General features: G+C 72.6%; 12 protein-coding genes and 1 tRNA gene. 8 read left to right on the top strand and 5 right to left on the bottom strand.

Annotated elements, in window-relative coordinates; genetic code table 11:
* Nucleotides 1–57: 57 nt before the first annotated feature.
* The 3 genes from ACP4IX_RS20105 to ACP4IX_RS20115 form a co-directional block, all read right to left on the bottom strand.
* Nucleotides 58–1,047 (bottom strand): DUF5926 family protein, encoded by a 990-nt coding sequence (locus ACP4IX_RS20105; protein WP_426556258.1) that lies wholly within the window; start codon nucleotides 1,045–1,047, stop codon nucleotides 58–60.
* A 278-nt stretch (nucleotides 1,048–1,325) separates the two neighbouring features.
* The gene (locus ACP4IX_RS20110) at nucleotides 1,326–1,964 is read right to left on the bottom strand and encodes an ATP-binding protein (RefSeq protein ID WP_426521442.1); all 639 of its coding nucleotides are present in this window, start codon (nucleotides 1,962–1,964) and stop codon (nucleotides 1,326–1,328) included.
* 127 nt (nucleotides 1,965–2,091) lie between these two features.
* The gene (locus tag ACP4IX_RS20115; protein WP_426521441.1) at nucleotides 2,092–2,919 is read right to left on the bottom strand and encodes a glycerophosphodiester phosphodiesterase; all 828 of its coding nucleotides are present in this window, start codon (nucleotides 2,917–2,919) and stop codon (nucleotides 2,092–2,094) included.
* A 261-nt stretch (nucleotides 2,920–3,180) separates the two neighbouring features.
* Between ACP4IX_RS20115 and ACP4IX_RS20120 the strand changes: the two genes are divergently transcribed.
* From ACP4IX_RS20120 to ACP4IX_RS20140, 5 genes are all read left to right on the top strand, one after another.
* Nucleotides 3,181–4,692 (top strand): S1C family serine protease, encoded by a 1,512-nt coding sequence (locus ACP4IX_RS20120; protein WP_426556259.1) that lies wholly within the window; start codon nucleotides 3,181–3,183, stop codon nucleotides 4,690–4,692.
* A gap of 69 nt (nucleotides 4,693–4,761) precedes the next feature.
* Nucleotides 4,762–5,643, top strand: coding sequence for a GNAT family N-acetyltransferase (locus ACP4IX_RS20125; RefSeq protein WP_426521439.1), 882 nt, complete (start codon nucleotides 4,762–4,764; stop codon nucleotides 5,641–5,643).
* Between the two features lie 169 nt (nucleotides 5,644–5,812).
* Nucleotides 5,813–5,897 (top strand) — tRNA-Ser (locus tag ACP4IX_RS20130).
* Nucleotides 5,898–6,232: 335 nt separating this feature from the next.
* Complete coding sequence (locus tag ACP4IX_RS20135; RefSeq protein ID WP_426556260.1) at nucleotides 6,233–6,640, top strand: hypothetical protein; 408 nt, start codon at nucleotides 6,233–6,235, stop codon at nucleotides 6,638–6,640.
* 56 nt (nucleotides 6,641–6,696) lie between these two features.
* Nucleotides 6,697–7,803, top strand: coding sequence for a DUF4232 domain-containing protein (locus ACP4IX_RS20140; protein WP_426556261.1), 1,107 nt, complete (start codon nucleotides 6,697–6,699; stop codon nucleotides 7,801–7,803).
* 232 nt (nucleotides 7,804–8,035) lie between these two features.
* Here ACP4IX_RS20140 and ACP4IX_RS20145 read toward each other — a convergent pair whose 3' ends face one another.
* Entirely contained in the window at nucleotides 8,036–8,902 is an 867-nt protein-coding gene (locus ACP4IX_RS20145; RefSeq protein WP_426521436.1) for a bifunctional DNA primase/polymerase, read from the bottom strand.
* 419 nt (nucleotides 8,903–9,321) lie between these two features.
* Here ACP4IX_RS20145 and ACP4IX_RS20150 point away from each other — a divergent pair, with 419 nt between their 5' ends.
* The 3 genes from ACP4IX_RS20150 to ACP4IX_RS20160 all read left to right on the top strand — a co-directional run bounded on the left by ACP4IX_RS20150 (nucleotide 9,322) and on the right by ACP4IX_RS20160 (nucleotide 12,435).
* Nucleotides 9,322–9,648, top strand: coding sequence for a hypothetical protein (locus tag ACP4IX_RS20150; RefSeq protein ID WP_426521435.1), 327 nt, complete (start codon nucleotides 9,322–9,324; stop codon nucleotides 9,646–9,648).
* A gap of 340 nt (nucleotides 9,649–9,988) precedes the next feature.
* Nucleotides 9,989–10,618 (top strand): SigE family RNA polymerase sigma factor, encoded by a 630-nt coding sequence (locus ACP4IX_RS20155; RefSeq protein WP_426556262.1) that lies wholly within the window; start codon nucleotides 9,989–9,991, stop codon nucleotides 10,616–10,618.
* A 140-nt stretch (nucleotides 10,619–10,758) separates the two neighbouring features.
* Nucleotides 10,759–12,435: a long-chain fatty acid--CoA ligase gene (locus ACP4IX_RS20160; protein ID WP_426521433.1), complete on the top strand. Its 1,677-nt coding sequence runs from the start codon at nucleotides 10,759–10,761 to the stop codon at nucleotides 12,433–12,435.
* A 265-nt stretch (nucleotides 12,436–12,700) separates the two neighbouring features.
* On the opposite strand, the gene ACP4IX_RS20165 is transcribed toward ACP4IX_RS20160, so the two are convergent.
* Nucleotides 12,701–14,117 (bottom strand): response regulator (locus ACP4IX_RS20165; protein WP_426556263.1); only part of this gene is annotated, 1,417 nt, incomplete at its 5' end.

Genomic DNA, 14,117 nt, shown 5'->3' on the forward strand with positions numbered 1-14,117 from the left:
CGGATCGGAGCCCCGGCCGACCGGCCGACCAGCCGGAGCGGCCCTCGCGGCCGTGCGTCAGCTGAGGGTGACCTGCCGGTTGGTCAGGCCCCCGCGTGCGCGGCGCTCGTCGGGGGTGAGCGGGGCGTCCGTGGCCAGGGCCTCGGCGAGACGCTCGGCGAACTCGGCCGCCGGCTTCTCGATGTCCTGCGCGGTGACCCCGCTCGGCAGGTCCCACACCGGAACGGTGAGCCCGTGTGCGCGGAAGGAACCGACGAGTCGGGTGCCCTCGCCGAGGGACGACCGGCCCGCGGCGTGCAGCCGGGCAAGAGCGTCCAGAAGACGCTCCTCCTCGTGCGGCATGACCCAGCGCAGGTGGTTCTTCTCCGGCGTCTCGCACCAGTAGGCGGCGTCCACGCCCTGGAGCCGGACGGTCGGGATGGCCGCGGCGTTGGCCCGCTCCAGCGAGGCGGTCACCTCCGGCGTGGCGTTCTCCTGGTCCGGTACCCAGAACTCGAACCCCGCGTGCACCGTCGGCTCGAACGTCGCCTCGGGAGCGAGCAGGTCCTGCAGGCGCGGACCGTCGGCCGGCGCGCGGCGGCCCTGCACCGGGGTGCCCGGCGCGGCGGTCAGCGCCCGCTGGAGGGTGTCGGCGAGGTCGCGGCTGATGTCGCCCGAGGCCGTGTCGTTCTGCAGACCGAGCAGAACCGAGCCGTCGTCGCGGCGCAGAGCCGGCCAGGCCATCGGCAGCACCGTGGCCAGTGTGACGGACGGGACGCCCTCGGGCAGGCCGCCCTTGAGGGACAGCTCGACCGTGGCCGCCGGCACCAGCTCACGCAGGGCCACCCAGTCACACTCGCCGGGCAGCCCCTCGAACGGGCGCTGCACCAGTGCGGTCGTGGCCTGCGCGGCGGCCCGGCCGTGGCAGGCCTTGTACCGGCGGCCGCTGCCGCAGGGGCAGGGCTCGCGGGCGCCGACGACCGGGAAGTTCCCGTCAGCGCCTGCGGCGCTGGCACCGTCGGTGAGCTTCGGGCGCTTGGCCTTCGTCTGGGGGCGCTTCTTGGCCATCGTGGGTGTCTCCCGGTTGTGGCTCATCTCGTACGGGCGCGAGCCTAGCCGGTCCCGATCCCGGTCGACGGGACCCTGTGCACAACGAATCACCTGTGGAAAACTCGCTCGGCCGCACCGGCCCGCACTTGCCGCACTTGCCGCACTTGCCGCACCGGCCGCACCGGCCGCACTGGCGGCCACCCAGGCAGCCCGACCCTCCCGGCAGCCGAGGAAGCATCAGGCGCCCCCAGGCATCCCAGGAAGCCCCAGGCACCCCTGGGTGCCGAGTGGCCGGGTCAGCCCAGGTCGTCGAAGGCGTCCGCGAAGTCCAGGCCGGGGATCTCCGACACCGCCGGTGCCGTGATCCGGGTGGCGAAGTCGTCGCGCCGGTGCCCGGCGTCCGGGTCGTGCACGTCTTTGTGGACGACGACCCAGACCGTGACCTCACCGCGGATGTTGTCCCGTACGCCCCAGTCGTCGGCGAGCGCGGAGATGATGTTCAGTCCGCGTCCGCCGTGCGCGGTGACCGAAGGAGTCGCCGGAGCCGGGCGGGTCGGGCCGCCGCCGTCCGTGACCTCCACGACCAGCCTGCCGCCCGCGTCCACTCGCCACGCGGCGCGGACTTCGCCGTCCCCCGCCAGGGCGTCGCCGAGCGGACGGCCGTGCTTGCACGCGTTGCTCAAGAGTTCCGAAAGGACCAGTACGGCGTCGTCGATGACCGCTTCCGCCACGCCGCCGCTGCGCAGCTGATCACGCATGCGGTGCCTTGCTTTCCCCACGCCCGCAGGGCCATGGGGCACGGCCATGCTCGACGACGTGGGCACCTCCTGTGCCACCACCAACGCCACCCCCGAGACCTCCTTTGCCCCACGCCACGGTGTGGATGCCCCAACGGCCTGAGCCGGAAACCGGCCGGTCCCCGCCCAGTGACGCATTCGACACGGCCGAACACGCACCGAACGCGCCGGAGCACTCCCCGTGAGGGCGTGGCTGGATGTGGTCGGTGTGGCCGAGACCGGAGAATGCGGCAGAGAACCCGCCGGGTCAAGGTTTCCGGACGAATCAGCGGCCCAGGTGGTCCAGAACCGCGCGCGGCCGGTTGGTGATGATGGCGTCGACGCCCAGGCCGGCGCAGAGATCCACGTCCGCGGTCTCGTTCACGGTCCATACGTGGACCCGGTGGCCGGCGCGCTTCAGGCGCTCGATGTACGCGGGGTGGTTGCGTACGATCCGGATCGAGGGGCCCGCGATCCGGACACCGGCGGGCAGCCGCCCGTCGCGCAGCCGCGGTGAGACGAACTGCATCAGGTAGACCGTCGGCAGGGTCGGCGACGCGGCCCGCACCCGGTGCAGGGAGCGCGCCGAGAAGCTCATCACACGTACCGGCGAGTCGGCGGCCGAGGCCGGGGCGTCGAGTCCGAACCGCTTCAGGAGCACCAGCAACCGCTCCTCCACCTGCCCCGCCCAACGTGTGGGGTGCTTGGTCTCGATGGCCAGCTCCACCCGCCGCCCCGCGTCGGACACCAGCTGGAGCAGCCGCTCCAGGGTCAGGACGGAGGTTTCCTCACGGTCCTCGGGCCGGTGCTCCCAGTCCGGCTGCTCGTCGCGCGTCCGCCAGAACTCCCGGGTCCTGCGGGCACCGAAGTCCAGCGCGGCCAGATCGGCGAGCTCGAGCGCCGACACCGCGCCGCGGCCGTTGGACGTACGGTTGACGCGCCAGTCGTGGACGCAGACGAGATGGCCGTCGGCGGTCAGGCGTACATCGCACTCGAGGGCGTCCGCCCCGTCCTCGATCGCCTTCCGGTACGCGGCCAGGGTGTGCTCGGGGGCCTCCTCGGAGGCTCCCCGGTGGGCGACGACCTGAATCCGGTGCTGTCGTGCGTGGGTCACCGCGTCATGGTGCCACCGCGTACGGGTGGACGTGCCCTCGGAGTCATCGGCAGCACGTCCGTTTAGTCTTGGATAACCCATGTAAAGGACGATCGTGGACCCACAGCAACCGCTTATGGTGCTCTGACGGCCCGTGGGAAAAGCTGATGGCATACGAAAACACTGCGCATCTGCGTCGCGCCGAACCGTGGAGCAGCGCGTGAGCGTGGCTGAGCGCGAGCAGTGTGTCCGAGAAACAGCCGTGGAACGAGGAGAGAAGCTGTGAGCACCGAGAACGAGGGCACCGCGGTACCCCCGGCCCCGTCCGCACCTCCCGTGCCGGTGGAATCTCCCGCAGCCTCCGCCCACCCGGCCGCGCCGGGCCCGGACCAGCCGCCGTCCCCCGCTCCCGCGCCTCCGCAACCGCAAGCGAACGACGGTTTCGGGCAGGCCGCCGTTCCCGCCCACGCACCGCACCAGGCCGCTCCCCAGGACCCGGCCGCCTCCCACGCTCCGGCCGCCTCCCACGGTTCGGCCGCACCTCAGGGGCACACCGCCCCCGACGCCTCCTGGCCGCCGCCCCCGCCGCCGGGCACTCCGTCGTACGGAGGGGGCGGCGGTGACGGCTTCGGCGGAGGCTGGGGCTCCTCGTACCAGCCGCCCGCGCCGAAGGCGGGCCGTGGCCGTGGCGGTGTGGTGGCCGGGCTCCTGATCGCCGCGCTGGTGGCGGGCGGTCTGGGCGGCGGCCTCGGCTACACCCTCGCCAAGAACAACGACGAGACCGGCTCCACGACCGTCTCCGCCTCCGACACCGGCGGCTCCGTCAAGCGCGACGCGGGCACGGTCGCCGGCGTGGCCGCCGAGGCGCTGCCCAGCACGGTCACCATCCAGGCCGAGGGCAGCAACGGGGAGGGCGGCACCGGCACCGGGTTCGTCTTCGACAAACAGGGACACATCGTCACCAACAACCACGTGGTGGCGGAGGCGGTCGACGGCGGCAAGCTCAGCGCGACCTTCCCCAACGGCAAGAAGTACGAAGCCGAGGTGGTCGGCCACGCCCAGGGCTACGACGTGGCGGTCATCAAGCTGGAGAACGCCCCGTCGGACCTGAAGCCGCTGCCCCTCGGTGACTCGGACAAGGTGGCCGTGGGCGACTCGACGATCGCCATCGGCGCCCCCTTCGGCCTGTCCAACACGGTGACCACGGGCATCATCAGCGCCAAGAACCGCCCCGTGGCCTCCAGTGACGGCAGCGCCGCCAGCAAGGCGTCCTACATGAGTGCCCTGCAGACCGACGCGTCGATCAACCCGGGCAACTCGGGTGGCCCGCTGCTGGACGCGCAGGGCAACGTCATCGGGATCAACTCCGCGATCCAGTCCACGAGCAACGGCGGCTTCGGCACCGGCCAGGCCGGCTCGATCGGCCTGGGCTTCGCCATCCCCATCAACCAGGCCGAGTTCGTCGCCAAGCAGCTGATCAAGACCGGCAAGCCGGTCTACGCGAAGATCGGTGCCTCCGTCTCCCTGGAGGAGACGGCGAACGGCGCCAAGCTCACCGAGCAGGGTGTCAACGGCTCCGAGCCCGTCGAGCCGGGCGGCCCCGCCGCCGACGCGGGCCTCAAGCCCGGAGACGTCATCACCAAGCTCGACGACCGGGTGATCGACAGCGGCCCGACCCTCATCGGCGAGATCTGGACCCACAAGCCCGGCGACAAGGTCACGGTCACCTACGAGCGCGGCGGCAAGGAGCGCACCACCGAACTCACCCTCGGCTCCAAGACCGGAGACGACTGACCCACACCGTCCGCGAGGCCGTTCGGAAGTCGTGCGGTCGCACGCCTGCAGCGTGGGAAAGCATGAGGCATGCGACCGGACGACTGGCACCTCACCGACAACGTCCACGACTTCCTCGCCCGGGCCGGAGACTTCCTGCGCTCACGGCCCGGCCCGCACGTCATGCAGCTGACGTGGGCCGAGAGAGTGCGAGCGCGCGGGGCGGGGGCGTTCGGCACCGAAGCTCCCGTGTTCGGCGTACTGGAGCGAGCGGGCGCGGCCCACGCCACCTTCTACCGCCTCCCGCTCCGTGGGGTGGGTCTCTCTCCGCTCTCGTCCGAGCAGGCCGACTCCCTCGCCGCACGCCTGGCCACCCTCGGGCACTCCCTTCCCTCCGTCAGCGCGGACCACAGCACCGCCGGGGCTTTCGCCGAGGCATGGCAGCGGCACACCGGGGCGACTCCGGAACTCCGGGACACGCGGCTCCGCCTGTACCGCCTCGGCGAGCTCGTCCCGCCAGAGCCCCTACCGGCGGGACGAGCTCGCGTCCTGGGCGACCAGGACCTCGGGCACGTCATGTTCTGGTGCGGTGAGTTCGCCAGGGCTGTCGGGGAAGAGGTCGCCATCGACGCCGACACGTGGGCCGGCACCCGCTTCGCCGACAAGCGCTACACGCTCTGGGAGACCCCGGACGGCACTCCCGTATCCATCGCGGGCATGAACCCGGTGATCGGGGGCCAGATCCAGGTGGACATCGTCTACACCCCGGCCCACCTGCGCGGTCGGGGCTACGCGGGCGCCGTTACGGCGGAGGTGAGCCGGGCCGCACGGGCTGCGGGCGCAAGGGACGTCGTACTGTTCGCCGACCTGTCCAACCCCACGAGCAACGCCCTCTACCAGCGTCTCGGCTACCGCACGCTCACCGACTGGGCGGTGTACGACTTCACGGGCGCCGCTCCGCACGCCGGTTGAGGACGAAACACGCGGGCGGCGCCCCGGGCCTGCGGACGGAACACTGACCGGAACGGTGCCACCGGAAGGGCCGGACGCGCGAACACCGGGCCCGGCGCGAACCTGAGCCCCCGCCGACCGTCCGGGGCCGGTACGCTGTACCCGCTCCGTCCCTGGTGGGCGGAGCACAGGTGGGTTGCCCGAGCGGCCTAAGGGAACGGTCTTGAAAACCGTCGTGGCGCAAGCCACCGTGGGTTCAAATCCCACACCCACCGCAGAGATTGACGGCCCCTGACCAGGCGTTACGGTCGGGGGCCGGCATCGTGGCGGGCGGGCTCGGGTTCCTTTTGCGGAGTACGGCGGGGCTGCTGCCGGCATTGGCCTGCCCTGTCGGTGAGTGGCACACTGCCGCCCTCGTTCCCGAGCGCCCCTTCCCGTGCTGCCGGGCCGGACCCTGAGGGCCGAGTTGCCCGCGCGCTGTTGAAGGCGGCGATGGAGGTTCCTGCGGTGACGGGCGGTGCCGGCGGGGTGCTGCCCCGGCTCGGGTACTCGGACGGAGCTGAGTACGTGCGCGCTGGCCGGCCAGGGGGCGGGCCGGAACGCTCGGGGCATGGAACAACGACGACTGAAGCCCGTGCCCCAGTTGGTGTCGGGCCTCGTACTGGCCGGGGTGACATCGGCGCTGTGGGCCGCCTGGCTCGGGTGGGACCAGCGGCGTGATGTGCATGCCGACGGTACGACGACGGGACCGTACGAGGCGTGGCAGGTGATCGGGTTCGTGCTGACTCTGCTGGTGCCGGTGTGCTGGGCGGCAACCCGGCGCTACTTCGTCGGTGCGGTGCTCGGTGTCACCGCCGGGGCGACCGTTTCCGCCTCCTACGACTGGTCGGACGACGCCAGTGGCCTCTTCGCGATCGGAGTGGGGATGGTCATGGTGGGGAGCTTTGCGGTGACCTCCGCGCTTGTTGCCGTGATCGCCTCTCGGGAACGGAGAGGCGGGGCTGTGACAGGGCTGTGACCGGAAGTGTGGCTTCCGCCACGGCCGGTGGGGGGTCGGGCTGGTGGGGTGGGGCGATGCGCATCCCCCAGCTCCGCACGCCGCTCGCGGTCTCCGGTGCTCTCGTCGCCAGCCTCCTGCTCAGCGCCTGTGGCACCCAGACCGCAGCGTCCGGAGAGGGGGGTGAGGAGCAGCCGGGGGAGCGGTGCGGGACGAGGGCGTCGTCCGGTGTCGGCGACAGCTACAGCGCCGGCGCCGGTGGTGGTGGCGGTGGTGCGGGGGCCGGGCAGGAGCAGGACGCGGTGCGGATCGTCGGGATGGTCGAGCGGGACGGTGGCGCCGGGGTGAGTGCCTCGCCCGGAGACCGGGCGAGCGAGCGACCTGGCGTGTCCGTCACGGCGGACGGTCTTCCGGGGCTGCCGGGGGCGGATGGGTCCGCGAGCGAGTCCGCGGGCGAGAGTGGCGGGGCGCCGTGCGTGGTCGCGTACTCGGTGACCAACAAGGAGACGGAGCCCTTCACTTACACCATCACCTTCTCCCTGATGGACGACCAGGGAAGGGCGATGTCGACCGTCGAGGAGACGGTGGCGTCCGTGGGGGTGGGGCGGACGGTGCGGCGCACCCTCGAGCACGCCGGGTATCCGGCGGACCGGAGCCTCGGCGCGGAGGACGTGAGGATCCTCGACGTGAAGCGGGTGCCCGCCGACGAGGCGCCCGCGCCCGCCGGTTCCTGCCCGCCGTCCGGGCTGCGTCTGTCCGCCGACAAGGGGGACGCGGCCATGGGGCTGCGTGTGGTGGGCCTGCATCTGGAGAACTGCGGCACTCGTCCGCACTCCCTGGAGGGTTACCCGGTGCTGCAGTTGCTCGACGAGGGCCTGGAGCCGGTCGAGGGGATCGAGATCCTGCGCGGAACCGATGACATCCCCATGGCGGGAGAGGGTGACGAGCCGCCTCGGCCGGTGACGCTGCAGCCGGGTGAGTCCGCCGTATCGGGTCTGGCGTGGCGCAACACCACGGAGTTCGGTGAGGCGGTGACCGTGCCGTACGTCAGGGTCCGGGCCGAGGCCGGCTCCGCCCCCGTGGTGGTCACGCCCCACCTCGACCTCGGCACCACGGGGAAGCTGGGCGTCCGGGCGTGGGAGAAGGACGGGACGGGGAGCCGGGGCGCGCGGCCTGTGTCCTAGAACTCGTCGTTCCCGGGCGGAGGACCGCCCGGTCGGCGTCCGGGAGCGCGGGCTCCGTGCCGCAGGCGAGCTCGGCACTTCGGCACCCCGGCACCTTCGGCACCCCGGCACCTCGGCACCTCGGCACTTCGGCATCTCGGCTCTTCGCCGGTTCGCGGAACGGCAGACGGGGACGGGGACGGGGCCGGGCAAGGTCGGCGCGGGCCGGGGACGGGACGGGACGGGCCGGCGGTCAGGGCTGGTGGCTCGTCATGCGGGCAGCGGACGCGACCGTCGCGCGGGCCTCGCGTTCGGTCAGGCCGGTGGTGCGGGCCGCCTGGACCAAGGGTTCCACGAGGACGGGGCCGATGCCGTCTTCGTAGGCGCGGCAGGCGGCCCAGAACAGGCGTGTGTTGCGCTGGCCCTCGTGGGCGGCGAGGACGAACTGGACGAGGCCCCGGCCGTGCGCCTCGTGCGTGGCCAGGGCCGGCTGGTGTGCGCGGGGCGGCGGGAGCAGGAGGCGCAGGAGCGCGGGCGGGCAGGCCGCGGGGGCCAGGTGGGCCGTGCCGGGCGCGGTGGTGTACTCGCCGTGGCGGGTGCGGGAGCCGGGGCCGACCAGGTAGCCGCCGGCGCCCCGGATGTCGATGCCGGGGGCGAGGCGGCCGGCCGAGTTGGGGACGACGGCGTCGGGTGGACCGCTCAGCCAGAGGTGGCGGCCTCCGCTGGGGGTCAGGACGACGACCGTGGGCGGGATCGTGAACAGATGGCGCAGGGCCAGCTCGCGCAGGGCGGTCGACGAGTCCGTCTCCGCCTTCGTGTCCAGGTCGATTCCGATGAGGTGGTGCGGAGGCAGGCCGCAGGCGATGCCGTAGCCCGTCGCCCAGGGCGCGGCGGCGAAGAGTTCACGGATGCGGGCGGGGTCCGTGGAGGCGTCGTGGACTCCGTGGCCGAAACGGCCGCACTCGCCGTGGCAGGGGGCCGGTGCGGGATCGTCGCGATGGGGGGAGCGCAGGGCCGGGAGCTTCGTCCGGGACAGGGGGATGACGGCCAGTCCGCGTTCGGCGGCTGACAGGGCGTGTGCGAGGGCCAGCGTCGTGGCCTGCCGGTCGGGGGTGGCCATGGATCCATTTTCGTACGTACGTTCGAGGATGGGAAGGGTGCCTGCGTGCGACGCGCCGGGGAAGGGGGGCGTGCGGAAAAACTGCCGGAACGCTTCACCTCTTGAGGTGCTTGAGGTGCGGCTGCCCTTACTGCCCCGAGGTGAGGTGGAAGTGCAGCAAAGGGGTTTATCAACTTGTCATCACGCTTGAGGGCGAATCAGGGCTTCCGGGGTGGTTCGCCGGGGATCCGGTGGGCAATTCTGATCACGCGACGTCGTCACAGCGTCGAGGCGGTCGGCCAACTGCCTTGGCAACAGCTCCCTTTCGGTTCTTCTCAGCTCTACTCGGTCCAGTTCAGCTCAGCTCTGCTCCGCTCTACTTCACGTACTTCTCGCGTTGTCGGCTGTAAGCCGGTGCGCCCTGGTTCTGGAGGAAAAACATGGCAAGCATCCGTACCGCCCGCGTCGTCGCCGCTGTCGCCGCCCTTCCGCTCGCCGCCGCCCTCTTCAGCGGCGTGGCGACGGCGGACAACGGCGCTTTCGCGGACGACGGATCGAACGCGACCGCCTCCGAGGCCTACGCGGGCATCGTCGGCAGCGGCGTGGGTGACGACAACAACGGCAACTCGTCCACCACGCAGCAGCAGGCGGTCGGCTCGGGGGCCTCGAACCAGAGCAACACCGCGCAGGTCGACGGCTCCGCGTTCACGGCGATCAATCAGGGCAACGAGAACGTGGCCGTCAACTTCGCCCCGCTGTGGTGGTGATCTGAGGGGCCGGCGCGGGTGCGCTCCCGCGCCGGTCCCTGAGCCTGTGGGTGGGTGTGCTTCATGGGGTCGCAAGGCGTCTGGGCGGCGGTACTTCGGTATCGCCGCCCAGGCGTTTTCGCGTGCGGGCCCCTTGGTACGCGTCCGCGCACCGGCCGGCAGGTCGGCCGTTCCCCACGGGTTCGCCCCGGCGAGCCCCCAGGGGGGAACCCGCAGCGCCCCTCCTCCCCTCGTCCACCTACAGGAGGTGCAGCCGGCACCGCCCCTACAACCTGAGGCGGACTCGGCTTCGGGACCTGCGGCCGATCCGCCGCACGCCCCTCGCTCATAGCGTTGAGTCATGACCGCACCCGTCTGCACCAGTGCTTCGAACGCCGCCACGGCCAAGGCTCCGGCCATGGCCAAGGCTCCGGCCATGACCATGGCCACGGCCGAGATCCCAGCCATGGTCACGGCGAGGACGCAGACCTTCCCGTACCCGTCGTTCTCGTCGTACGTGCGGGCCCGCCAGCCGGTGCTGCTGCGCACCGCCCGGTCGCTGACGGCGAACCCGAGCGACGCGGAGGACCTGCTGCAGACCGCGCTCGCGAAGACGTACGTGGCCTGGGAGCGCATCGAGGACCACCGCGCGCTGGACGGCTATGTGCGCCGGGCGCTGCTGAACACGCGGACGTCGCAGTGGCGCAAGCGCAAGGTCGACGAGTTCGCCTGCGACGAGCTGCCGGAGCCGGAGCCCGTGCCCGTCGGCGACGACCCGGCGGAGCGGCAGGCGCTGCGCGACGCGATGTGGCGGGCGATCATGAAGCTGCCCGCCCGGCAGCGGGCCATGGTCGTCCTCCGGTACTACGAGGACCTCAGCGAGGCCCGGACGGCCGAAGTGCTCGGAGTTTCCGTGGGCACGGTCAAGTCGGCGGTGTCCCGGGCGCTCGGCAAGCTCCGCGAGGACCCTGAGCTGGGGTTTGTTCGGTAGAGAGCGGGTCTGTCGGGCCGTCGGCGGGTGTTCCGGCCTCCGTGTCGCCGGGCAGCGCGCACTGATCGATCACCCGGGAGTAGTGACATACCACGCGGTATGTGCGCAGAATCAGCGCAACCCTTACCGCCGCGTAGGCAATGTCGCCCCGGGAGGACACCGTGCTGAGCACGATGCAGGACGTACCGCTGCTGATATCGAGGATCCTGGCCCACGGGTCGACGATCCACGGCAGCTCCCAGGTGACCACCTGGACCGGTGAGGACGAGCCGCACCGCCGCTCCTTCGCCGACATCGGCGCCCGCGCTGCCCAGCTGGCGCACGCCCTGCGCGAGGACCTCGCGGTCCAGGGCGACGAACGTGTGGCGACGCTCGCCTGGAACAACGCCGAGCACGTCGAGGCCTACTTCGCCATCCCCTCCATGGGCGCGGTCCTCCACACCCTCAATCTCCGTCTCCCGCCGGAGCAGCTGGCCTGGATCGTGAACCACGCGGCCGACCGCGTCGTGATCGCCAACGGCTCACTGCTCCCTCTGCTGGCCCCGCTGCTGCCGCACCTGAAGACGGTCGAGCACGTCGTCGTCACCGGCCCGGGCGACCGTTCCCTGCTCGCCGGGGCGTCCGTCCAGGTGCACGAGTACGAGGAACTGATCGCCGGGAAGCCGACCGCGTACGACTGGCCCGAGCTGGACGAGCGGGCCGCCGCCGCCATGTGCTACACCTCCGGCACCACCGGCGACCCCAAGGGCGTGGTCTACAGCCACCGCTCCATCTACCTGCACTCCATGCAGGTCAACATGGCCCAGTCGATGGGGCTGACCGACGAGGACACCTCGCTGGTGGTCGTCCCGCAGTTTCACGTGAACGCCTGGGGCCTGCCGCACGCCACCTTCATGACCGGCGTCAACATGCTGATGCCGGACCGCTTCCTCCAGCCGGCCCCGCTCGCCGAGATGATCGAGAGCGTGAAGCCGACGCACGCCGCCGCCGTCCCGACCATCTGGCAGGGCCTGCTCGCCGAGCTGACCACCAAGCCGAGGGACGTCTCGTCCCTCACCCAGGTCACCATCGGCGGCTCCGCCTGCCCGCCCTCCCTGATGGAGGCCTTCGACGCGCTCGGCATGCGGGTCTGCCACGCCTGGGGCATGACGGAGACGTCCCCGCTCGGCACCATCGCCCGCCCGCCGGCCCACGCCGTCGGCACACCGGAGGAGTTCGCGTACCGCCTCACCCAGGGCCGGTTCCCGGCCGGTGTGGAGGCCCGCCTCACCGGACCCGGCGGCGAGCGCCTCCCCTGGGACGGCGAGTCGGCCGGCGAGCTCGAGGTCCGCGGCAACTGGATCGCCGGCGCCTACTACAACGGCCCGGACGCGGAGCCGCTGCGCCCCGACGACAAGTTCAGCGAGGACGGCTGGCTGAAGACCGGCGACGTCGGCACCATCTCCCCCGACGGCTTCCTCACCCTCACCGACCGGGCCAAGGACGTCATCAAGTCCGGCGGCGAGTGGATCTCGTCCGTCGAGCTGGAGAACGCGCTGATGTCCCACCCGGACGTCGCCGAGGCCGCCGTGGTCGCCGTCCCGGACGACAGGTGGGGCGAGCGCCCGCTGGCCACCGTCGTCCTCAAGGAGGGCACGAGCGTCGGCTTCGAGGAACTGCGCGCCTTCCTCGCCGAGGACGGCAAGATCGCCAAGTGGCAGCTCCCGGAACGCTGGACGGTCATCGAGGCGGTGCCGAAGACGAGCGTCGGCAAGTTCGACAAGAAGGTGCTGCGCAAGCAGTACGCCGACGGCGGACTGGACGTCACCCGGCTCTGACCGCCGGCCGGAGCGCGGGGGCCTCGGAACACGCCGGCGGCCGGAACACGCCGCGGCCGAACACGCCGCGGCCGAACACGCCGGCGGCCGGGGCGTGCGTCCGTCGGGAGGCGCCTGCGCCGCGTGGGAGCCCGAGACTCGGGGTTCCCACCCGGCGCAGGCGTGGGCACGGCGCGCAGGCGTGGGCACGGCGCGCAGGCGTGGGCACGGCGCGCAGGCGGGCGTACGACCGGTGGGTGCGTACGGCCGGTGTGCGCCCGGAGCGTCAGTTGGTCCCGATGCGCGAGAGCAGTTCGACGATGCGGGACTGCACCTCGCCACTGGTGGAGCGCTCCGCCAGGAACAGCACCGTCTCGCCCGAGGCGAGCCGCGGCAGGTCGGCCTGGTCGACGGCGGCCGTGTAGACGACGAGCGGGGTGCGGTTGAGCTGCCCGTTCGCACGCAGCCAGTCGATGATCCCGGCGTGTCCCCCTTGGCGCCGCTCGACCTGCATCAGGTCCATCACCACCAGGTTCGGCCGGAACTGCCCCGCCAGCGTCACCGCGTCGGCGTCGCTCGCCGCCCGCGCCACCTGCATTCCGCGCCGCTCCAGCGTCGCGGTCAGCGCCAGCGCGATCTCGGCGTGCTCCTCGATCAGCAGCACGCGCGGCGGGTGCTGCTCGCTGTCCCGGGGCGCGAGCGCCTTCAGCAGTACGGCGGGATCGGCGCCGTACGCGGCATCGCGCGAGGCCTGTCCGAGCCCGGCCGTGACCAGGACCGGCACCTCGGCCGCCACCGCCGCCTGCCGCAGCGACTGGAGCGCCGTACGGGTGATCGGCCCGGTCAGCGGGTCCACGAACAGTGCGGCGGGGAACGCCGCGATCTGGGCGTCGACCTCCTCGCGCGAGTGCACGATCACCGGCCGGTAGCCGCGGTCGCTGAGCGCCTGCTGCGTGGAGACGTCCGGCGCGGGCCACACCAGCAGCCGGCGCGGGTTGTCCAGCGGCTCCGGCGGCAGTTCGTCGTCCATCGGCTGCGGACGCGGCGGGTCCGCCACCTCGACGGCCCCGCCGGGCCCGTCGAGCGGCTCGGGTCCCTCGGCGGCGTTCTTGTCCGGCGCCCCTATGGCGTACGACCGGCCGACGCCCTCGGTGACGGGTGCGCGCCGGGGCTGGTCGCCGGCCGGGGACGGCTGCTCCTGCCCTTGTGCCTGTCCGTGTCCCTGCGCATGGGGCTGGGGCTGCGGCTGTGCGGCGGTGGGCGGCTGGTCGGTCTGGGGATGTGGGCGGGCCGACTGCTCCGGGCGCGTGGCGGCCGGGTCGGGCGGCGTGCCCAGCTTGCGGCGTCGGCCCGAGCCGCCCGGCTGCTGGGGGGCGGGTGTGGCCGACGGCTGCTGCACCTGGACCGCCTGCCGGTTGAACGGAACGCCCTGGCCCAGCGTCCGCACGCTGATCGACCGCCCCTGGGTCGAGTTCGGGTCGACGGGCGCGGAGGCTTCGGCGGGCAGGGGCTGTGCCGCGCGGGGGGCGGGGGCGTTCTCGGGCGGCAGCGGGGTGCCCCGGCTCGGCGTGGTGGCGGGGACGCCCTGCCGGGGCGCCGGGACCTGAGGCGTGGCGGGCGTGGCGGGCGTGGCGCCGGGGGCGGCCGTGGGCGAGGGGCCGGTGGCGCCGCCCGGCGGTGCGGGGGTGCCGGCGCCCGGAGCG

Source organism: Streptomyces sp. WG5, assembly GCF_049974565.1.
In the GTDB taxonomy this organism is placed as follows: Bacteria; Actinomycetota; Actinomycetes; order Streptomycetales; family Streptomycetaceae; genus Streptomyces.